The sequence below is a fragment of the Clavibacter sp. CT19 genome, assembly GCF_027858075.1.
GTDB classification, from domain to species: Bacteria; Actinomycetota; Actinomycetes; order Actinomycetales; family Microbacteriaceae; genus Clavibacter; species Clavibacter tessellarius_A.
Window position 1 is genome coordinate 184600 of sequence record NZ_JAQHYR010000005.1, and the last position, 19472, is coordinate 204071.

Genomic DNA, 19472 nt, shown 5'->3' on the forward strand with positions numbered 1-19472 from the left:
TGGCAGGGTCGCGGCGGTCGTCCGCCGCGGAGGTCAGGGGGCGGGGGCGGTGGATCCGGCGGACGGGCCCGCGAGGACCGGGTCGAGGGCGGCGGCGCGGGCGGCGTCATCGTGGTCCCCCGCACCGGGCGCGCCCCTGCTCCCCCGGCCCCGCGCGCGCAGCGCCGTGACGGCCGCCCGCGCCACGCCGGAGAGCGCGGCCACGGCGATGGCGGTGGCCGCCACCGACGCCCCGGCCGCGGTCGCCGCGTGCCACGACACGAGCAGCCCGACGAACACGGAGGCGATGCCGAGCACGGCGGCGAGGGCCATCCGGGTCGGGATCCGCGCGGTCCAGTGCCCCGCGGCGACGGCCGGCGCGAGCAACAGGCCGACGACGAGCAGGGATCCGACCGCCTGGTACGACGCGACGACCGCGAGCGTCACGAGCCCCACGAGCGCGGCCTGCGCCGAGCGCGGGCCGAGGCGGAGCACGGCGGCGATGCGCGGATCCAGCGCGAGCGCCACGAGCGGTCGGTGGAACGCCCACGCGACGCCGAGCCCCACGACCGCGGCGCCGGCCAGCAGGGCGATGTCGACGGGCGCGATGGCGAGGATGTCGCCGAAGAGGATCGAGGTCGCGTCGGTGGCGAAGCTGCCCGAGTGCGAGACCACGACGACGCCGAGGGCGAGCATCGCGACGAAGAGCAGGCCGATGCTCGTGTCGTAGGAGAGCCGGCCGCGGCGCTGGAGGGCGGCGATCCCCAGGCTCATCGCGACCGCGCTCAGCGCGCCGCCGACGAGCACCGGCAGGCCCAGCACCGTGGCGAGCGCGACGCCGGGCAGCATCCCGTGCGCGAGCGCCTCGCCGAGGAACGCCATGCCGCGGATGACGACCCACGTGCCCACGACGCCGCAGAGGATCGCGACGAGGGCGCCGCCGAGGAGGGCGCGCTGGAGGAAGTCGAGCGCGAACGGCTCGAGTATTCCGCGGGTGAGGAAGGGCACGATCCCCGACCGTAGTCGAGAATGAGAACGCTTATCAAATGCGTAGGATCGGAGCGTGCCCCCTCCTCCACCCGCCGTCGTCCTCCGCGGGATCCGCGTCGACTTCGGCGACCGGCGCGCGCTCGATGACGTCGACCTCGACCTCCCGGCCGGGGCCGTGACGGTGATCGCCGGCCCCAACGGCGCCGGCAAGTCGACCCTCCTCGAGGTCGTGGTCGGGACCCGCGCGCCCGCCGCCGGGACCCGGTCCGCCGCGGATCGCGTGGCCTTCGTGCCGCAGCGCGCCGCCGTCTCGGACCGGTTGCCCGTCACCGTCCGCGACGTCGTGACGGTCGGCGCGTGGGGTCGATCCGGGAGGTGGCGACGCCTCGACGCGGACGCCCGCCGGGCGGTCGACGACGCGCTCGACCGCCTCGGCCTGATCCCCCTCGCCTCGCAGGGATTCGCCGCGCTGTCGGGCGGGCAGCGCCAGCGGGCGCTGCTCGCGCAGGGGCTGGCGCGCGGCGCCGACCTGCTGCTCCTCGACGAGCCGACCACCGGCCTCGACGCCGCGAGCGCCGCGCGGATCCGCGCGATCATGCGCGCGGAGGCCGACCGCGGGATCGCGGTGGTCGCCGTCTCGCACGACCCGGCGGTGCTGGCCGAGGCGGACCGGGTGGTGCGGCTCGAGGACGGTCGCGTGGTCGGGGACGAGGCGCGCTGAGCGGCGCGCCTCGCCTGCTCCCGGCTCCCGGCGGCGCCCGCCTCAGTGCCGGTGCTCGGTGTCCCAGGCGGGGAACGGATCCGCGTACGCGCGCCACGCGTCCGGCCCCGCGACCAGCTCGGCGGGCTCCAGGAGGCAGGCCCCGAGGATCCGGTCGAGCGCCTCGCCGTCGAGCCCCTCCCCCACGAAGGCGATCTCCTGGCCCGCGGGCGACTCCGGATCCCAGCTCGGCATGCCGGTCGGGTCGAGGCTCAGCACGTCGCCTGCCGTCGACCACTGGCCGACCGTCTCCGGCCGGCTCGCGAGGCGCACGAGCCCGCGCGACCGCACGATGCGCCCCGCCGGTCCCGGCACGAGCTCGCACGCGACGGCCCGGCGCAGGCGGCCGGGGTGGAACGGGCGCGGATCCCGGAAGACGTGCACGCCCATCGGCGCCGCCTGATCCGACGGCCCGTCGGGCGCGGCCAGCACCGCGAGCCGCGCCGGCAGCCGCCCCGCCAGCGCCACCTGCCAGCCCATGCCCGCCGCGAGGCGCCGCACGCGCTGCCGGGCGATCCGCACGGGCACCGGCACGAGGGCGTCGCGGTCGCCGTGCGTGACGATCCGGGCGTCGGGCGCGAGCAGGCCGACCAGCGCGACGACGCGTCGGGCGTCGGCGGTCGGCCGCTCCGGATCCAGGTCCGCGAGCACCACGACGCTCGCGCACTCCAGCCGCCCGGCGAGGCGCTCGCCCGCGTCGAACGGGGCCGCGTCGTCGTCGCGCGGGTCGAGCAGCACGTCGCGGATCTCGGCGACCGAGGAGACGGCCACGACGTCGAGCACGCCGATGGGCGTGGATCCGGGATGCCGCGCCTCCACCACGTGCTCCAGGACCAGGGCGACCTCGAGCGGATCCGCGGCGGGCTCGAGCGCGACGACCGCGAGGCCGCGGCGGCCGTCGTCGACGTCCGCGATCAGCCCCTCGGCGAGCTCGGCGCCGAGCCGGCCGCTGTCGCCGTCGGGCGCCTCGACGACCTGCGGATCCGCGGCCTCGGGCGATCCGGTGACGGCGGCGGCCACTCGCGAGGCGGCGCGCAGGGTGCTCGCCGAGACGAGGGTCACGGCCAGGCCGCCGCGCGTGACGGGAGGGATGGCGTTCGGGTGGGCGTCCATCCGCCCAGCTTAGAAGAGAACGGTTCTCATCAAGCACCGGGAGGGCATCCGGGGCGGCGACCGGCGGGGCGGCCGGTGTCCCCGGCGCGACCTAGGCTGCGGGAGGGGGACGACGACAGGGAGACGCATGGCCGACGACAGGGATCCGCAGCGCGCCGACGAGGGCTCCGCGCCCGGCACCGAGCCGCTCGAGGCCGTGCGCTTCGGGCTCGACGGGTGGGTGCTCGAGGTCGACCTCGACGAGGCCGACGCCCGCGCGCTCCGGTCGACGCTCGCGCCCTACGCCACGGCCGGGCGGCGCACCACCGTGACGGTGACGCCCGTGGCGGATCCCCCGCCCGTGTCCTCCGGCGCGAGCCCGGCCGCGACGGGCGAGCGCGCCGCCGCCCGCGCCTGGCTCGAGGCGAACGGCCACCGCATCGGCACCCGCGGCCGCATCTCCGCCACCCTCATGACCCTGTACCGCGCGCGCGACGGGCGCTGACCGGCGCGACCCACGTGGCGGGCGCGACCCGTCCGGGCACGATGGAGGCGTGAGCGCCGCCGACCCCCGCCTGTTCCCCGTACTCCCGCGCCTCGAGGGCGAGCGCGCGGTCCTCCGCCCCTTCACCCCCGCCGACGTCGAGGCGATGGGGCCGATCCTCGCCGACCCCGACGTGATACGCCTCACCGGATCCGCGCACACGAGCGCCGAGGTCGCCGAGATGGCCGGGCGCCCTGAGCTCGACGACCGCACGCGCACCTGGTACGCGACGCGCGCCGACCAGCCCGACCGCCTCGACCTCGCGCTCGTCGACCGCGCGACCGACGCGTGCGTGGGCGAGGCCGTGCTCAACGAGTGGAGCCCCGAGGACCGCAGCGCGAACCTCCGCATCCTCATCGGCCCCGCCGGCCGCGACCGCGGGCTGGGTTCGGAGGCCGTGCGCCTCCTGGTCGACCACGCGTTCGCCGCGACCGACCTCGCGCGCATCTCCCTCGAGGTCCTGGACGTCAACCCCCGCGCCAGCCGCGTCTACGCGCGCGCGGGCTTCGTCGAGGAGGGCCGGCTCCGCGCGGCCTTCCGGTTCGACGGCGAGCCGGTCGACGTGATCGTGATGGCGGTGCTGCGGTCGGATCGGCGGGGCTGATCCGGCCTCGTCCCGGTCCCAAGGGGAGCGCGACGGGCGCGACCGGGCCGGGACGACGACAGCCGCCCGGGAGCCGCCCGCGCGCTGAATCCCGGAGATGCACCGCGCTGACGCGCCGACGGCCGGCGTCCCCGCGAGGGAGACGCCGGCCGTCGGTACGTGCGGATGGTCCGGTCAGCGACGCCAGGTCGGCGCGTGGCGCGTGAAGAGGGTCCAGCTGTGGTGCACGGTGTCGATCTGACCGAATCCGTCGACGAACTGGCCTTCGCAATTGGGGCTGGGGAAGCTGACGACGCTGGTGCCGTACTCCGACGGGATGAAGACATTCACGTGACTGTCGGTGTCGAGGTTGTTCCGGTAGTTCGGGAAGGTCTCGCAGTAATGGAAGCTCGGACGGTCGGCCCCGTTGACCCACTTGTTGCTGGGGCCCGCGACCATGAACGACTCGACGTTCTGCCCGCCGCGGGAGACCGGGGTCCAGTGCGTCGTGAACGTGTACATCTGGGTGGCGACCTTGGATTCCGTGGGGTCCCCGGCCGGGCTGGTGCTCACGGAGGACTCGGCGGCGTGGGTGGTCGACGGGGCCGCGGACGCCGGCGCGATGCCGAGGCCGACGGTGGCGGAGAGCGCGACGGCCGCCGCGGCGGCGACGGTCCCCGCTCGGCGGCGGAGGCGCGAGGGTCGGGTGGAGTGCGTGGTGGATGGCATGACGATGATGCTCCGTTCGTGGGTAGGAGATCAGAGGCTAAGCAGCCCGCCGATCCCGCGGACGGGCGCATCCACACCGAGCGGGTGATGGGGACTCTCGGCACCCACGCACCGCGGATGTGCATGCGCGCACGACCCGCGACGCCGCGCACGCGCCCCGCCGCGCGAGGCCGAGCTGGTGGAGGGACCGACCGCACCTCGTCGGCGGGTCGCGCTGACGGACGACGGCCGACGTCTCCGCGGGGGAGACGTCGGCCGTCGGTGCGTGCGGATCGTCCGGTCAGCGAGGAGCCGGCGCGTGGTGCGTGAAGAGCGTCCAGTGGATATCCCCCCTGTCGATCGGACCGCTTCCGCCGACCTTCGAGTAGTCGTAGCCGGTGCACGAGGGGCCGGAGTAGCTGGTGACGGTGGTGTTGAGGATCTGCGGCAGGACGATGCCCACGTTGCGGTAGTCAGTGATCTTGGGGTCATATCCGGGGTACGTGACGCATTCGTTGATGTCGTTGACGGCCAGCCCACCCGGCCTGACCGAGTAGCCCCGGATGCGGAAGGACCGGATGTTCTGCCCCCCGTCGGCGACCTTGACCCAGTGCGTCTGGAACACGAACCGGTACTGCGCGCCGGGCCACTTGGGCGCCGGTCCGGGCTTGGCTCCGGGGATGGTGATCTGGGAGGCGTCGGTGGGGGTGGACGCCGGGGCCGCGGCGGCCGTGGCTGCGGATGCCGGCGCGATGCCGAGGCCGAAGGTGGCGGAGAGCGCGATGGCCGCGGCGGCGGCGACGGTCCCCGCCCGGCGGAGGCGACGCGAGGATCGGGTCGAGGGCGCGATGGATGGCATGGCGATGGTGCTCCGTTCGTGTGTGGGTAGAGCGAGAGGTTAGGGAACCATCCCGATCCCGCGGGCGCGCCCATCCACAGCGAGCAGGCGCTGGGGACACCGCCGTACCCTTCCGTCTCGGATGTGCATGCGCGTTCGCGTACGCCGCGCACCGCGCCGGACGCATGCGCACCGCGAACGATCCGCGCCCGCCCCATCACGCACGACGCCCGCCGGCCGCGGATGCGGCGCGACGGGCGCGTGGTCGAGCGGGTGCGGCTAGCCGAGCGACACGGCCGTCCACGACACGGGCGGCAGCGTGATCGTGAGGGTGCCGTCCGTCAGCGACGCCGAGGCGTTCGGCGTGAGGCCCACGCGCTCGCGGTCCTCGAACGTGTTCTTCGCGTAGACGTCGTCGTCGTGGATCCCCACGGCCTCGAGCACCTCGGACACGGCGAGGCCGGCGACGTCGACCTCGATGGAGAGGGCCTCGGTCAGGCTGCGGTTCACGAGGAAGACCGCGGCGCGGCCGGTGGCCTCGTCGAAGGTCGCGACGGAGTCGACGAGCGGCGCGGTGCCGTGCACCTCGGTCTCGTACGTGCCCACGTCGATGCGCGGGCGCAGCACCTCGCCCTGCGCGAGCCGGCTCGTGACCGAGAACGGGAAGAACGTGGTCTGGCGCCAGGCGCCGCCGCCGGTCTCCGTCATGATCGGCGCGATCACGTTCACGAGCTGCGCGAGGCTGGCCGACGTGACGCGGTCGCTGTGCTTGAGCAGCGTGATCATGAGGTTGCCGAGCACGACCGCGTCGGCGACCGAGTAGACGTCCTCGAGCAGGTGCGGCGCGTAGGGCCAGCCCTCGGTGATGACGCCGGACTCCTGGTGCTCGTCGAGGTACCAGACGTTCCACTCGTCGAAGGAGATGTTGATGGTCTTGTCGCTCTTGCGGCGGTACTTGACCTGGTCGGCGGAGGCGACGACCGTGCGGATGAAGTACTCCATGTCGAGCGAGGAGGCGAGGAAGCTGCCGAGGTCGCCCTTGCGCTCCTGGTAGTAGGCGTGGGCGGAGATGAAGTCGACGTTGTCGTACGCGTGCTCGAGCACGGTGCGCTCCCACTCGCCGAAGGTCGGCATGCCGGATCCGCTGCTGCCGCACGCGACGAGCTCGAGCGTGGGATCCACCATCTTCATGGCGCCGGCGGTGCGGTTCGCGAGCTTGCCGTAGTCGTCGGCGGTCATGTGGCCGACCTGCCACGGGCCGTCCATCTCGTTGCCGAGGCACCACATCCTCACGCCGTGCGGCTCGGGGGAACCGTTCGCGATGCGCTGGTCGGAGAGGGCGGTGCCGCCCGGGTGGTTCGCGTACTCGAGGATGTCGAGGGCCTCGAGCACGCCGCGCGTGCCGAGGTTGACGGCCATCATCAGCTCGCTGCCGGTGAGCTCGCACCAGCGCGCGAACTCGTCGAGGCCGACCTCGTTCGTCTCGAGCGAGTGCCAGGCGAGGTCGAGGCGCTTCGGGCGCTCGGCGCGCGGGCCGACGCCGTCCTCCCAGCGGTAGCCGGAGACGAAGTTGCCGCCGGGGTAGCGGATGGTGCTCGAGCCGAGCTCCTTGACGAGGTCGACGACGTCGAGGCGGAAGCCGTCGGCGTTCGCGGTGGGGTGGCCGGGCTCGTAGATGCCGTCGTAGACGCAGCGGCCGAGGTGCTCGACGAACGAGCCGAAGGTGCGGCGGTTGACGGGGGCGACGACCGCGGTGCGGTCGATGGCGATCCGGGCGTCGGGGGCGGGACGGGCGTCGGTCATGGAGTGGTCCTTCACTTCATCGGGAGCGGGGCCGATCGACGCCGGGGGTGCCGGGTGGATCCGAGCCGTTACAACGTTGTAAGAGCAACGCGGGTCCATTCTCGCGGGGGCGTCGGGTCGGTGGCGCGGATCAGCGCCGGGTGACGGTGATCGAGTCGAGCTCGGCGAAGCCGCTGCCGCCCGCGAAGTTCGGCGACCCCTTCGCCAGCCGGATGACGTTCGACCCGGCCTGGAGGGTGACGGACGTGGACACGGTCGCGAAGCGCCCCCAGCCCCCGGTGGTCGGGTACGACAGCGACGTGAACGCGCCGCCGTTCGACGCGAGCCCCTGCGTGGACGTCGCCGTCCCGCCGTTGGCGTAGCGCACGCCGAGCGCGTAGGAGCCGGCCGTCGGCACGTCGACCGTGAAGTCGACGAAGCTGTCGCTCCGCATGTCGGCCGAGCCGTCGATCCCGCCCACGTACGAGCCGTTCGAGGCCGCCGAGGATCCGAGGATCTGCGCGTTGACGACCGTGGCGTTCTCCGCCTCGTACGTCTGCTGCGTGCCCTGCAGCATGCTCGTGGTGGGCCCGGACGCGGGCGTCACGACGACCTGGTACGCCTGCGTCGCATCCATCCCCGCCACCGGGATGGAGACCGCGCCACCGACGACGGGCAGCGTCTGCGTGGAGAGGGTCGTCGGGGCGGCCACGTTCGTCTTCCGGCCCGTGCCCGGCGTCGAGGACAGCGTCACGCGCACGCTGCTGCCGAAGGACCCGATCCCGGTGACGCGCACGGTGTTCGTGCCGGAGTCGCCACCGAACACCCCGTTCACCACCTTCCGGGAGCCGTCGAGCGACGCGATCCCGTCGAGGTCGCCCGCCGCCGTCACGGGCAGCATGTTCCCGCTCATGTCGCCGTACCACTTGTACATCCAGTAGGAGGCGGTGGGCTTGCCCTGGTAGAGCAGGCCGTTCATCGTCCCCGACTCGTACCAGTACGCGCGCTCGGCGTCGTGGACGCCCGCCCGCTCGAACTGGGCGATGTAGTGCAGCGCCGAGCTCGGCACGTCGACCTCGCCGGTCCCCGCGTACTCGTTGATGGAGATCCGCCGCGGCGAGATGCCCAGCGACCTCTCCAGCGCCCGGTAGTCGGCGACGTGCTCGTCGACCCCCTTCCAGCCCTGGGACAGCTCGTGCCAGACGATCACGTCGGGGAGCGTGCCAGTCGCCTTCGCGTTCTGGAGGAACGAGCGCATGAAGGTCGGGTTGTAGACCGTCGTGCCGGGACCGATGATCGGCGTCACCGTGTCCTTGGCGCGGATCTGCCGGTAGGTGCGCGTCCAGCCGTCGTTGTAGGGCCCCGCCTTGGCGGTGTCCCAGGTCCCGTCGGGCTCGTTCCAGATCTCCCAGCCGTCGATCCCCGTGTTGCCGGTCGCGGCCAGGCGCGCGTCGACCATCGTGTCAACCTTGCTCAGCCAGTCCTGCCAGCTCACCCACTTGTACGGGAAGTTCGGGTAGATGTCCGGCATGCGGACGTACTGCTGCCCGCCGGTCGCGGTGACGCTCGGCGCGACCTTCAGCGCGTCGCCCGTGGGGACGGTCGCGCCGTTGCCGAGCTGCTGCACCCCGGGCGGCGGCTGCGTGTGCTGCCGCAGGCGGAGCGGCTGCAGGATCGACGGATCCGGCATCGTGCTCGTCGCGAACCCGTAGAGGCCGCCCGCGGCGACGTGCGTGACCGGCCGGAGCGAGCTGCCCGCGTCGATGGTCAGCGTCCCTCCCGCCGCGGCAGCCGGGCCGGCGGAGGCGACGAGGCCCGTCGTCGCCAACCCGATGCTCATGATCCCCGCCAGCAGTGCTCTTCTTCTCATCCCATGCTCCTTCGCGTGGTGGTCGCGGTGCCGCCCCGGTGGGCGGCGATCCCGATGACCGGTGCCGTGCAGATGTGCTGGTCGTCCCGTCGGGCCCGTGGGCCGGCGGGGACGCTGAGGCGGGTCACCGATCGCCGGTCGCCGGGGCGACGGGGATCCAGACCCGCATGGTCGAGGGACCGCGGTTGGCCCAGGAGGCATACGGCACGAGGTCGACGAGGCCGAGGTCGTCGACGCGGGCGCCGCGCTCGTCGCGGGCGCCGCGGTCGTCGGGCGCGCCGGCCGGGCCGTACGGCCAGTCGGCGGGATCCGCGACCCGGCGGGAGAGCCGCACCCGCGCGCCGCGCCGGGTGGGCTCGGGCGCCGTCGCCGTGTCGACGGACACGTCGCCCACCTCGCCCGAGGGCAGGTCGGTGGACTCCAGCGCGAGCACGAGCGGCCCGCGCTCCACCGCGACCTGGCCTCGCACGGCGTCGATGCGCGGATCCGGGGCGACGAACCGGGCGGTCACGGGCAGGTCGACGGTCACCGTCTCACCCGCGCGGAACCGGCGGCGCATGACGACCCGCCGCCCGCGGGCCTCGACCGGGGAGCCGCCCGGCTCGGTGACGGTCGCGGTGCGGGCCCACGCGGGGATCCGCACGGCCAGCTCCACCTCGCGCTCCGTGTCCTCGCGGAACGTGATCGCCACGTCCCCGGCGTACGGGTAGCCGCTGCGCACCGACAGCGCGACGCGCGTGCCGTCGTCGAGCGCGGTGTCCACGTCGTAGGAGCCGAGCTGGTGGATCTGCACCCCCTCCGGCGAGCGCGTCGCGAAGGTCAGCTCCATGCTCGCGAGCGTGCGGGCGACGTTCGTGGGGCAGCACGACACCTCGAACCACGGCGCGCGGAGGCTCGCGAGGGCGCGCGCGTTCACCACGTCCTCGTCGGGCGCGACCCCGGGGGTCCGCTGGTGCAGCGTGTTCGTGTAGAAGAAGGCGCGGCCGTCCTCCCGGGGGGAGGCGAGCACGGTGTTGAGGAGCGTGCGCTCGATGAGGTCGGCGTAGCGCGGGTCGTCCTCCTGCAGGAGCAGCCGCCACGACAGCATGTTCGAGGCGATGCCCGCGCAGGTCTCGGCGTACGCGCGGTCCGGCGGCAGCTCGAAGTCGGCGCCGAACGCCTCGTCCTGGTGGTGGGATCCCATGCCGCCCGTCACGTACGTGCGGGTGCGGACGGTCTCCTCCCACTGGCGGCGCACCGCGTCGGCGAGCTCGGCGTCGCCCGTCTCGACGGCCACGTCGAGGGCGCCGGCCGCGAGGTAGAGCGCGCGCACCGCGTGGCCGCGGAGCACGTCGGCGTCCCGCACCGGCACGTCGTCCTGGAAGTACTCGGCTCCGTACTCGATCTGGCCGAGCAGCCCGTGGCCGCGCCGCTCGACGAACAGGCGCGCCAGCTCGACGTAGCGCGGCTCGTCCAGCGCGCGGCCGAGCTCCACGAGCGCGACCTCCACCTCCGGGTGGCCGCACACGGCGACCCGGCCGTCGGGCCCGAACGCCTCCCACAGGTGGTCGGCGACGCGCGCGACCACGCCCACGAGCTCGGGTGACGCGCCCGTGCGGTGCGCCGCGACGCCCGCCTGGATCAGGTGCCCCATCGAGTACAGCTCGTGGCCCCACTCGAGGTCGGAGTAGCGCGGCCGCTGCCACGCGCGGCCGAACGACGTGTGGAGGTAGCCGTCGGGATCCTGCGCCGCGGCCACCCGGGAGACGAGCCGCGCGAAGCGGCCGGCGAGGTCGGCGCGCGCGGCGACGGCGGCCTCGTCGCGGGCGTCGACGGACCGGCCGAGCTCCCACGCCATGCCCTCGAGCAGCTTGTGGATCTCCGAGTCGACGAACTCGATGCCGGCGTGCCCCCACCCCTCCTCCCCCGATGCCGCGCGGTCGAAGTTCGAGGTCCAGCCGATCCGCTCCATCCACTCCTCGCAATGGCGGAGGATCACGTCGGCGTTCAGCCGCTGCCGCTCGCCCCAGAAGCCGTCGACGAGGCGGATCTCGGACGCGTCGAGCGGGGTCAACCGCGACGCGCTCGGCGCGACGGGGCCGCCCGGGCGGGCAGGGCGCGAGCCCGGGCGGGCAGGTCCCGGGCCCGGGGCGGCGGGAGGGGCGACGGTCGGGTCGACGGCGGCGGTGCGGGTCACGGGGTGTCTCCTCGTAAGGGAAGGGGGATGCGGATCGGGGACCACAGCGCGCGGATCACGCGTCAGTCCTTCACGGCGCCGGCGGTGACGCCCGCGGCCACGTAGCGCTGCGCGACGATCAGGAGGACGGTCGCCGGGATGGACGCGACCACGGCGGTGGCCATGATCGAGTTCCACTCCTGGTTGTTGTTGCCGATGTAGCGGTAGATGCCGAGCGTGATGGTCTGCGCGGTGCCGCCGCTGTTCAAGGTGGACGAGAACACGAAGTCCGACCACGCCCACAGGAAGGCGAAGAGGCCCACGGTCACGACCGAGTTGCGGCTCACGGGCAGCACGATCGAGACGAAGGTGCGCCAGGTGCCCGCGCCGTCGAGCTCGGCGGCGGACAGCAGCTCGTCGGGGATCCCGCGCATGAACGCCGTGAAGATGAGCACCCCGAACGGCACGGCGAGCGTGCTGTCGGCGATGATCAGCCCCCACCACCGGTTGAGGATCCCGGCGTTGAGGTAGATCGCGTAGAAGCCCATCGCCATGATCACCTGCGGGATCATCTGGGCCACGATCATCACGAAGCCGAGCACGCCGCCGCCCACGGGCCTCAGCTTCGCGAGCGAGTAGGCGGCCGGCGCCGAGAGCGCGATGGTGACGATCACGGTGCCGAGGCCGACCACGAGGCTCGTGCCGAGGTACGGCAGCTGGTCGCGCATCACGGCCGCGTAGCCGTCGAGGGTGGGCGTCAGGGGGAACAGCTGCGGCGGGCTCTGCCGCATCTGGACGGTGGGCGTCAGCGAGACGTTCACCATCCAGTAGACGGGGAAGAGCATCACGGCGGTGAGCAGCACGCCGATCACGGTCGTCGCGGCGCTGCGGCGGCCCCTCCGGCGGATCTGCGCGGCGCGCTCGGGCGAGCGGGCCGACGCGGACGCGGGACGGCGGCCGACGGGGGCGGGGCCGGCGGTTCCGGTGGGGCCGACGGATCCGGCGGATCCGGCGGGTCGGGCGGGAGCGGCGGTGGACATCAGCTCTCCTGCTTCCTCTGCACGCGCAGGTAGACGAGGCCGCAGACGAGGGCCATGACGATGAGGAGGTTGCCGACCGCGGCGGCCGGCCCGAAGGTGGGCAGCGTCGACCCGAAGCCGAGCTGGTAGGACCAGATGGCGAAGGTCGTCGAGGTGTCCCCGGGGCCGCCGCGGGTCATGATCCAGATGATGTCGAACACCTTGAGCGTGTAGACGAGGCCCAGCAGGATCGTGATCGCCGACACCGGCGCGAGCAGCGGGAACGTGATGCGCCGGAAGCGCTGCCACGACGTCGCGCCGTCGAGCGACGCCGCCTCGTACAGGTCGCTCGGGATGTTCTGCAGGCCGCTGTAGAGGATCACGAGGTTGAACGGGATCCCGATCCAGATGTTCGCGATGATCACCGACGTGAGCGCCCACTGCGGCGAGGTGAGCCAGTTGACCTGGCCGCCGCCGAGCGCGCGGATGGCGGCGTTCACGATCCCGCTCTCGCTGTTGAGCATCCACGACCAGGTCGACGCGCTCACGATGAGCGGCAGCAGCCACGGCACGAGGAACAGCGCGCGGAGGGTGGCCGAGAGCCGGAACCGCTGGAAGAAGAACACGGCCAGCGCCATGCCGATCGTGAACTGGAAGGCGATGGAGACGAGCGTGAAGGTGAGCGTGTTCGCGAGGGCCGGGCCGAAGGTGGGGCTCCGGACGATCTTGGCGAAGTTGTCGAGTCCGATGAACGGCGCCGACCCGTCGATGAACGAGCGGATCGTGTAGTCGCGCACGGACAGGTCGACGTTCCGGATGAGCGGGTACGCGTAGAAGACGGCGAGGTAGACGACGACGGGGACGAGGAACGCCCACGCCGTGAGCTGACGAGGTCCGACGCGGCGGGGCCGCCGGGCGTCGACCCGGGGCGCCTCGCGGCGGGTGATGGCGGGGGCGCTCATCCGGGTCAGCCGTTCGCCGACTCGGCGGCCTTCTGGGCCTCGTCGAGCGCGTCCTGGGGGCTGGCCGCTCCGCTGAGGCTGTTCTGCACGGCCTTCCAGAGCTGCTCGGAGATGCGCGGGTACTTCGTGCCGAGGTCGTCGCTCGTGCGGCCCTTGGCCTCGCCGACCGCGGTCACCCAGGGTGCGAGGTCGGGATCCGCCGCCACCTGCGCCTTCTGCGCGTCGGCCGTCGGCGCGACGTAGGAGAGCGTGGTGTCGGTGGCGACGAGGTTGTCCGTGCTGGTGAGGCAGGCCTGGATCCGCTTCGACACGTCGTACCTGGCCTGGTCCCGCTGCACGGGGACGGTGAGGAACTCGCCGCCGGTGGGCGCGGGGGCCGAACCGCCGTCGCTCGCGGGGATGGAGAGGATCCCGTAGTCCATCCCGGAGTCCTTCACGCCCTTCAGCTGCCACGTGCCGTTCTCGCCGAACGCGTACTCCCCGGTGAGGAACTCCTGCCACGAGGTGGTCTGCGTGTTGCCGATGACGCTGTTGGGCGCGAGGCCGCGCTTCACCCAGTCGGTCCAGAGGGTGAGCGCCTGCACGGCCCGGTCGGAGGAGAGGTCGGTGAGCTCGGCGCCGGATCCCCAGAAGAACGGCAGGAACTGGAAGCTGCCCTCCTCCGTGCCGATGCCGGAGAACGTGATGCCCTTGCCGCCGGACGCCGTGACCTTCTCGAGCGCCGCCGTGAGGGAGGCCCAGTCGGTGATGGTGGCCGGATCCACGCCCGCCTTCGCGAGCACCGTCTTGTTGTAGTAGAGCGCGAGGGTGTTGGCGCCGATGGGGACGCCGTAGGTGTCCTTCCCGATCTGGCCGGCCGCGAGGACGTTCTCCTCGAAGCCGGAGACGTCCGCGCCGGTCTCGTCCGTCGTGGCGAGGAGGCCGCCCTCGGCGAGCGTGGAGACGACCGGGTTGTCGACGAGCAGCAGGTCGGGTGAGTTGCCCTGCTGGCCGGCGAGGAGCGCCTTGCTCGTGAGGTCGGAGGTGTCGTAGGCGGTGCGCTGGACGGTGACGCCCGCCTCGGTGCCGCACGTGTCGACGAGCTTCGCCCAGGCGGAGGAGGCGTCGAACTGGGGGTACGGGTCCCAGAACGTGTACGTGCCACTGGCGGCGGATCCACCGGAGGCGGCGCTGCCTCCGGTGGAGCAGCCGGCCAGGGCCAGTCCGGCGACGAGCGCGCCGGCCGCGACGGCCGCGCGCGTGGAGCGGGGGAAGGAGTTCACGGGTTGTCCTCTCGGGATGCTGCAGGGCAGGCCCCCGAGGAGTCCGCGCGCGTCGCGCGGCCGCCTCCCCGATGAGGACTGCAAACCGAAACCGGTTTCGGTATGGAAGGTACGACCGCCTCGTTTGCTTGTCAACCTCTGGATGAACTATTTTCGAACTCGTGACCATCGACGGGCCGAGGCCGGGATCCGGCCCGGTGACCCTCGCGGACGTCGCGCGAGCCGCGGGCGTCAGCGTCGCGACCGCCTCCAAGGCGCTCAACGGACGGGCGCAGGTGCGCGAGTCCACCCGACGACGCGTCGAGGAGGCCGCGACCGCGCTCTCCTTCACGCCGAACTTCTTCGCGCAGGCGCTCAACTCCTCGCGCACCGGCACCATCGGCATGGTCACGAGCGACCTCGACGCCCGCTTCGTGCTGCCGATCCTGCTCGGCGCCGAGGACGCGTTCGGCAAGGGGTCGCTCTCGGTGCTGCTCGCGGACGCCCGCGACGACGCGCTCCGCGAGCAGATGCACCTGCAGTCGCTGCTCACGCGCCGGGTCGACGGCCTCCTCATCGTGGGGCGCACCACCAACCCGCGGCCGCCCGCGCCCGTGATGGCCGGCGTGCCCGTCGTCTACGTCTACGCGCCGTCGACGGGAGAGGGCGACGTGTCGTTCACACCCGACAACGTGATGGCGGGGCGCCTCGCGGCCGAGCACCTCATCGCGCGGGGGCGCACGCGCATCGCGCTCGTCAACGGCGAGTCGTCCTACGCGGCGGCGCACGACCGGGCCGAGGGCGTGATGGCGGCGCTCGCCGACCACGGGCTCGAGCTGGTCGGCGGATCCTCGCTCTACGGCCAGTGGGGCGAGGCGTGGGGCCGGGACTGCGCGCGCCTGCTCGTGCGCGGCGGGGACCCGGTCGACGGGATCATCGGTGGCAGCGACCACATCGCGCGCGGCGTGCTCGACACCCTGCGCGACGAGGGCCGCGACGTGCCGGGCGACGTGGCGGTCATCGGCTTCGACGACTGGGACCTGCTCGTGAGCGAGGCACGGCCGCCGCTGTCGAGCGTGGCCATGGAGCTCGAGCACCTCGGCCGGATCGCGGCGCAGCGGCTGGTCGACATGATCGACGGCGAGCGCACCGCCGGCGTGCACCGGGAGCCCGTGCGCGTCGTGGCGCGGGCGTCGACCGGCGCGTGATGACGGCACCCACGCAGGCGCTCTTCCTCGGCGGGCGCTCGGGCGTCGGCAAGTCGACGGTGGCGCTGGAGGTGTCGCGGATCCTCGCGGCGGCCGACGTCGCCCATGCGCTCATCGAGGGCGACGCGCTCGACCAGGCGCACCCGGAGCCGTGGCGGCACGGGATCCCGCTGGCCGAACGGAACCTCGCATGCATGTGGCGGAACTACCGCGACGCGGGCTGGACGCGCGTGATCTACGCGAACACCGTCAGCGTGTTCGAGCTCCCGGGGCTCACGGCGGCGCTCGGCGGCGAGGTCGAGGCGGTGGGCGTGCTGCTCACCGCGAATGACGCGACGGCCGCCGCGCGGCTGGCGGGGCGCGAGATCGGGTCGGGGCTGGCGGAGGCGGTGGAGCGCAGCGCGGCGGCCGCGCCGCGGCTCGAGGCGGCGGCGGATGCGGTGCACCGCGTGGCGACCGACGGGCGGACCGTCGCGGAGATCGCGGCGGAGGTGGTGGCGCTCAGCGGGTGGACATCGGGCTGACGCTTCAGACGATCCGCGGCCACGTGCTGGTCAGATGCGCCTCGATCGCCCGGTGCCGGAAGCCGTAGGACGTGCCCCGGTCGATGATGCCGCGCACGGTGTCCAGGCGTTGCGCGGTGGTCCCGACCTCCGCGGCCCTCGACCGGCCCATCTCCTTCGCTATGCGGGTGAGCGTGCGCTCCTCGGCGGGCAGCGCGGCCATGGCCTCCACGAAGGCGCGCTCCCTCGGGGGCAGCCGCTCGAGGATCCGCTCCACATGCGCGGCCGCCTCGCGCTCCGCGCCCCGCCAGCCCGCGTGGACCTCGTCGCGGGTGATCGTCGTCCCCGATCCGGCGTACCAGGCGCGCTCCCCCGCCAGTTGGAAGAGGAACGGCTCCCCTCGGCACAGGTCGACGACCGCGGCGACGGCGTCCTGGTCCATGCGGATCCGACGGGTGCGACCGGAGCCCTCCGCGACCTCCCAGCCGGGCACGACGAAGTCCTGCAGCGCGGCGCGGATGTCCTCGTCGTCGATCGCCGTCAGGACGGTCGTGCGGAAGCGGCGCGCGAACGTCGCCCCCTTGTGCGCGCCCGCCCGGTCCTCGAAGTCCGGCAGGCCCGTGAGGTACACCGCGATCGGCAAGGACCTGCGCACGTGAGCGCCGCCCGGGACCACGACGTCCTGCTCGTGCGTGATCGCGTCGCCGAGGGCGATGAGGAGCTGGGAGAGCGTCCGCTCGTCCGTGATGTTCTGCACCTCGTCGATGTGCACCAGGACGACCCGCTCCTGCCGCATCGCCGCTCGCCCGACCTCGACGAGCAGCGCGGTCAGCGCCGTGTGCGGCTCGGGGCCGGCCTGCTCGGATCCCGCGCGCACCGTCAGCGACAGCCCGGCGGCGGCGACCGCCTCCACCCTCGCGATGGACTCCTTGATCCGCTTCTCACGCACCGAGGGCAGCCCCGCGGCGCGAGCGAGCTCCAGCACCGCGGCCGCGACGGGCTTCAGCGGGTCGACGCCGAGGGGGATGCGGAGCTGCGGCGTGACCCAGTCCCCGTCGCGAGCAGCGGCCTGCGCGATGCGCCGCACGAGCGAGGACTTGCCGAGGCCGGGCTCCCCGAGCACCGTGCGCCCGCGCTCGGGGAGCCCGCGGAGGAGCCGGGGGCGGACCACGTCGCGCCAGTCGCTGAGCTGCTCGGTGCGGCCCGCCCAGATCTCCGGGACCGTGTCGGAGCCGGGGCTGAAGGGGTTGTCGGTCGCGTCACGCATGTTGGTAATGTTACCAAGGTCGCCTGGTCTTGGTAACATTACCGATGACAGTGCTTGGTGGTTCAGGCCCTCCCAGCCGCGTCCGCGACCGCGGTCACCGCGAGCTCCGCGAGCCGGTGGTCGCGCTCCTCCTCGTGGGCCGTGATGGTGACGACCGCGTCGCGGGATCCGTCGACCAGCACGTACTGGCCGTAGCGGCCGTCGAGGCGCCAGGCGTCGCCCGGGCCGTCCCAGGTCGCGAGGCCGTAGCGGGCGAAGGGGGCCGCGGGATCGTCGTGGCCCGTGTCGACCCAGGTGCCGTGCATCCGGTCGACCCACTCCCCGCTCACGAGCTGCCGGCCCTCCCACGCGCCGCGGTCGCGCAGCAGCCGGCCGATGCGCGCGAGCTCGCCGGTGCGGAGCTCCAGGCCGCTGCCGCCCACGATGAAGCCGAGGGGACAGCGGTGCCACTGCGGGTTCTCGATGCCGAGCGGATCGAACAGGCGCGGGAGGAGCCAGTCGCGGACGTCGCCGACCGCGGCGGCGAGCATCCGCAGGGCGACGTAGGGGCTGGCGTCGCTGTAGCGGAAGACGCGGCCGCGGCTCGGGAGGCCGAGCATCGCCTGCGCGAGGTCGGGGCCGGGCACGGGCTCGTCGCCGAACCAGGCGAAGTCGATGCCGCTCGTCATGGTGAGGAGGTGCTCGACGGTGACACCGTCGACGCCCGGGCCGAGGTCGAGATCCGGCAGCAGCTCGGGCACGCGGGTGTCGAGCCGGAGGATCCCCTCGTCCACGGCGATGCCGACGGCGACCGCGCACACGCCCTTGGACACCGAGTACAGGTTCTCGCGGTCGTCGCTGCGCCAGCGGTGCGCGACCTCGTCGTCGCCGATCCGCACGACCGCGCCGTATGCGCCGAGCCGCTCGCGGTCGATGCCCTCGACGAGGCGGGCGAGGGCGTCGGCGGCGATGCTCATGGATCCAGTGTGGCGCGCGGCGGCATGGTCGGCCGGCGGGGGCGCGGGTCTTCCCCGGGCGGGGGAACCGTGCGAGGGTGGCGGCTCGGCATCGGCGCGACGGACGCGAGCGGCCGATCGGGACGGCAGGGGACGGCATGCGGCTCGCGACGCGGATCACCATCGGAGTGCTGGCGGGGGAGCTCGTCGCGCTGGCGGTGCTGCTGCTCCTCGCCGATCGGTGGGAGGACATGGGCTGGCCCGTTATCGGGATGGAGCACCCGCTGATCGCGGTCGGGTTCGCGCTGCCGCCGCTCGTGGTGCTGACCGCTGTCGTGCTCGTGCTGCTGGCGGGGACGCGGATCGTCGTGGCTGAAGCCGGCGCGTGGCGCGCGCGTCGGGAATGGGACCGGGAGCAGGCGGATGCCGCGGCCGCCGGTGCCGCAGCCTCGGCCGGGCTCAGAGCATCGTCGCGTCCCGCTGCCCGTCGGTGAGGGCGCGGTCGGCGTAGACGAGGCGCATCACGGCCGGGTTGGGATTGCCCGGATCCGGCCCGCGGTGCACGAGCACCAACCCGGCCCGCTCGGCCACGGCCGCCGAGGCCCGGTTGTGGGCGACGAGGTAGGCGACCACCGGCAGCTCGGGGCGGAGGATGCGCGCCCGCTCGATCGCCCGCCCGGCCATCTCGGTCGCGTAGCCGCGGCCGTGCACGGCCGGCGTGAAGCGGTAGCCGAGGTTCCAGAAGGCGTCGTGCGCGATGCCGCAGCCGCCGAACCCGACGACCGCGTCGGCGTCCCGTTCCCGCACGATCCAGGTGCCCAGGCCGTCGCGCTCCCAGTCCTCGACGCGCGTGCGGAGGAAGCGGTCGGTCTGCGCGGGATCCGTCACGCGGAGCGACGGGTAGTGGGTCCAGACGGCGGGGTCGGAGAGGATCGCGTGCACCTCGGCGGCGTCATCGGCCGACGGGAGGTGGAGGTCGAGCCGGAGGGTGCGGTCGTCGGGGTCGGCGAGGCGGGCGGCGGGCATGCGTCGACGG

General features: G+C 73.6%; 19 protein-coding genes. 6 read left to right on the forward strand and 13 right to left on the reverse strand.

What is annotated here, in order from left to right:
* Nucleotides 1-33: 33 nt before the first annotated feature.
* Nucleotides 34-987: a zinc ABC transporter permease AztB gene (gene aztB / locus PED38_RS07960; RefSeq protein WP_270980737.1), complete on the reverse strand. Its 954-nt coding sequence runs from the start codon at nucleotides 985-987 to the stop codon at nucleotides 34-36.
* Between the two features lie 55 nt (nucleotides 988-1042).
* On the opposite strand from aztB, the gene aztA reads away from it, so the two are divergent.
* Entirely contained in the window at nucleotides 1043-1690 is a 648-nt protein-coding gene (gene aztA, locus PED38_RS07965; protein ID WP_270980738.1) for a zinc ABC transporter ATP-binding protein AztA, read from the forward strand.
* A 42-nt stretch (nucleotides 1691-1732) separates the two neighbouring features.
* Here the strand turns inward: aztA and PED38_RS07970 are convergent, their stop codons facing one another.
* Complete coding sequence (locus PED38_RS07970; RefSeq protein ID WP_270980739.1) at nucleotides 1733-2842, reverse strand: GTP-binding protein; 1110 nt, start codon at nucleotides 2840-2842, stop codon at nucleotides 1733-1735.
* A gap of 127 nt (nucleotides 2843-2969) precedes the next feature.
* On the opposite strand from PED38_RS07970, the gene PED38_RS07975 reads away from it, so the two are divergent.
* Both PED38_RS07975 and PED38_RS07980 read left to right on the forward strand, forming a co-directional pair.
* On the forward strand, nucleotides 2970-3326 hold the full coding sequence (locus tag PED38_RS07975) for an Lsr2 dimerization domain-containing protein (protein WP_063072248.1): 357 nt from the start codon (nucleotides 2970-2972) through the stop codon (nucleotides 3324-3326).
* Nucleotides 3327-3375: 49 nt separating this feature from the next.
* Nucleotides 3376-3969, forward strand: coding sequence for a GNAT family N-acetyltransferase (locus PED38_RS07980; protein WP_081235082.1), 594 nt, complete (start codon nucleotides 3376-3378; stop codon nucleotides 3967-3969).
* 174 nt (nucleotides 3970-4143) lie between these two features.
* On the opposite strand, the gene PED38_RS07985 is transcribed toward PED38_RS07980, so the two are convergent.
* From PED38_RS07985 to PED38_RS08020, 8 genes are all read right to left on the reverse strand, one after another.
* A complete protein-coding gene (locus tag PED38_RS07985; RefSeq protein ID WP_214583674.1) occupies nucleotides 4144-4677 on the reverse strand; it encodes a hypothetical protein in 534 nt (177 codons plus the stop codon).
* A 280-nt stretch (nucleotides 4678-4957) separates the two neighbouring features.
* Nucleotides 4958-5515 carry a hypothetical protein gene (locus PED38_RS07990; protein WP_063072250.1) on the reverse strand — a complete coding sequence of 186 codons (558 nt, stop codon included), beginning with the start codon at nucleotides 5513-5515 and terminating at the stop codon, nucleotides 4958-4960.
* Between the two features lie 258 nt (nucleotides 5516-5773).
* Nucleotides 5774-7297 carry an arabinosylfuranosidase ArfA gene (gene arfA, locus PED38_RS07995; protein ID WP_270980744.1) on the reverse strand — a complete coding sequence of 508 codons (1524 nt, stop codon included), beginning with the start codon at nucleotides 7295-7297 and terminating at the stop codon, nucleotides 5774-5776.
* A gap of 130 nt (nucleotides 7298-7427) precedes the next feature.
* On the reverse strand, nucleotides 7428-9146 hold the full coding sequence (locus tag PED38_RS08000; protein ID WP_063072252.1) for a carbohydrate-binding protein: 1719 nt from the start codon (nucleotides 9144-9146) through the stop codon (nucleotides 7428-7430).
* Between the two features lie 124 nt (nucleotides 9147-9270).
* The gene (locus PED38_RS08005; RefSeq protein ID WP_270980745.1) at nucleotides 9271-11322 is read right to left on the reverse strand and encodes a glycoside hydrolase family 127 protein; all 2052 of its coding nucleotides are present in this window, start codon (nucleotides 11320-11322) and stop codon (nucleotides 9271-9273) included.
* Between the two features lie 62 nt (nucleotides 11323-11384).
* Nucleotides 11385-12146, reverse strand: coding sequence for a carbohydrate ABC transporter permease (locus PED38_RS08010; RefSeq protein WP_270980799.1), 762 nt, complete (start codon nucleotides 12144-12146; stop codon nucleotides 11385-11387).
* A gap of 194 nt (nucleotides 12147-12340) precedes the next feature.
* Complete coding sequence (locus PED38_RS08015; protein ID WP_270980746.1) at nucleotides 12341-13282, reverse strand: carbohydrate ABC transporter permease; 942 nt, start codon at nucleotides 13280-13282, stop codon at nucleotides 12341-12343.
* 5 nt (nucleotides 13283-13287) lie between these two features.
* Nucleotides 13288-14544, reverse strand: coding sequence for a sugar ABC transporter substrate-binding protein (locus PED38_RS08020; RefSeq protein ID WP_063072254.1), 1257 nt, complete (start codon nucleotides 14542-14544; stop codon nucleotides 13288-13290).
* 161 nt (nucleotides 14545-14705) lie between these two features.
* Here PED38_RS08020 and PED38_RS08025 point away from each other — a divergent pair, with 161 nt between their 5' ends.
* Together PED38_RS08025 and PED38_RS08030 are read left to right on the forward strand one after the other, a co-directional pair.
* Entirely contained in the window at nucleotides 14706-15731 is a 1026-nt protein-coding gene (locus PED38_RS08025) for a LacI family DNA-binding transcriptional regulator (protein WP_081235091.1), read from the forward strand.
* Nucleotides 15731-16255 carry an adenylyl-sulfate kinase gene (locus PED38_RS08030; RefSeq protein ID WP_270980748.1) on the forward strand — a complete coding sequence of 175 codons (525 nt, stop codon included), beginning with the start codon at nucleotides 15731-15733 and terminating at the stop codon, nucleotides 16253-16255. Before PED38_RS08025 ends, PED38_RS08030 begins: the two co-directional genes overlap by 1 nt.
* A gap of 4 nt (nucleotides 16256-16259) precedes the next feature.
* Here PED38_RS08030 and PED38_RS08035 read toward each other — a convergent pair whose 3' ends face one another.
* On the reverse strand, nucleotides 16260-17501 hold the full coding sequence (locus tag PED38_RS08035) for an ATP-binding protein (RefSeq protein ID WP_270980749.1): 1242 nt from the start codon (nucleotides 17499-17501) through the stop codon (nucleotides 16260-16262).
* A gap of 62 nt (nucleotides 17502-17563) precedes the next feature.
* On the reverse strand, nucleotides 17564-18457 hold the full coding sequence (locus PED38_RS08040; protein ID WP_270980750.1) for a serine hydrolase domain-containing protein: 894 nt from the start codon (nucleotides 18455-18457) through the stop codon (nucleotides 17564-17566).
* A 137-nt stretch (nucleotides 18458-18594) separates the two neighbouring features.
* Between PED38_RS08040 and PED38_RS08045 the strand changes: the two genes are divergently transcribed.
* Nucleotides 18595-18930 carry a hypothetical protein gene (locus PED38_RS08045; RefSeq protein ID WP_270980751.1) on the forward strand — a complete coding sequence of 112 codons (336 nt, stop codon included), beginning with the start codon at nucleotides 18595-18597 and terminating at the stop codon, nucleotides 18928-18930.
* On the opposite strand, the gene PED38_RS08050 is transcribed toward PED38_RS08045, so the two are convergent.
* Nucleotides 18896-19462, reverse strand: coding sequence for a GNAT family N-acetyltransferase (locus PED38_RS08050; protein ID WP_270980753.1), 567 nt, complete (start codon nucleotides 19460-19462; stop codon nucleotides 18896-18898). The genes PED38_RS08045 and PED38_RS08050 overlap by 35 nt on opposite strands.
* Between the last annotated feature and the right edge of the window lie 10 nt (nucleotides 19463-19472).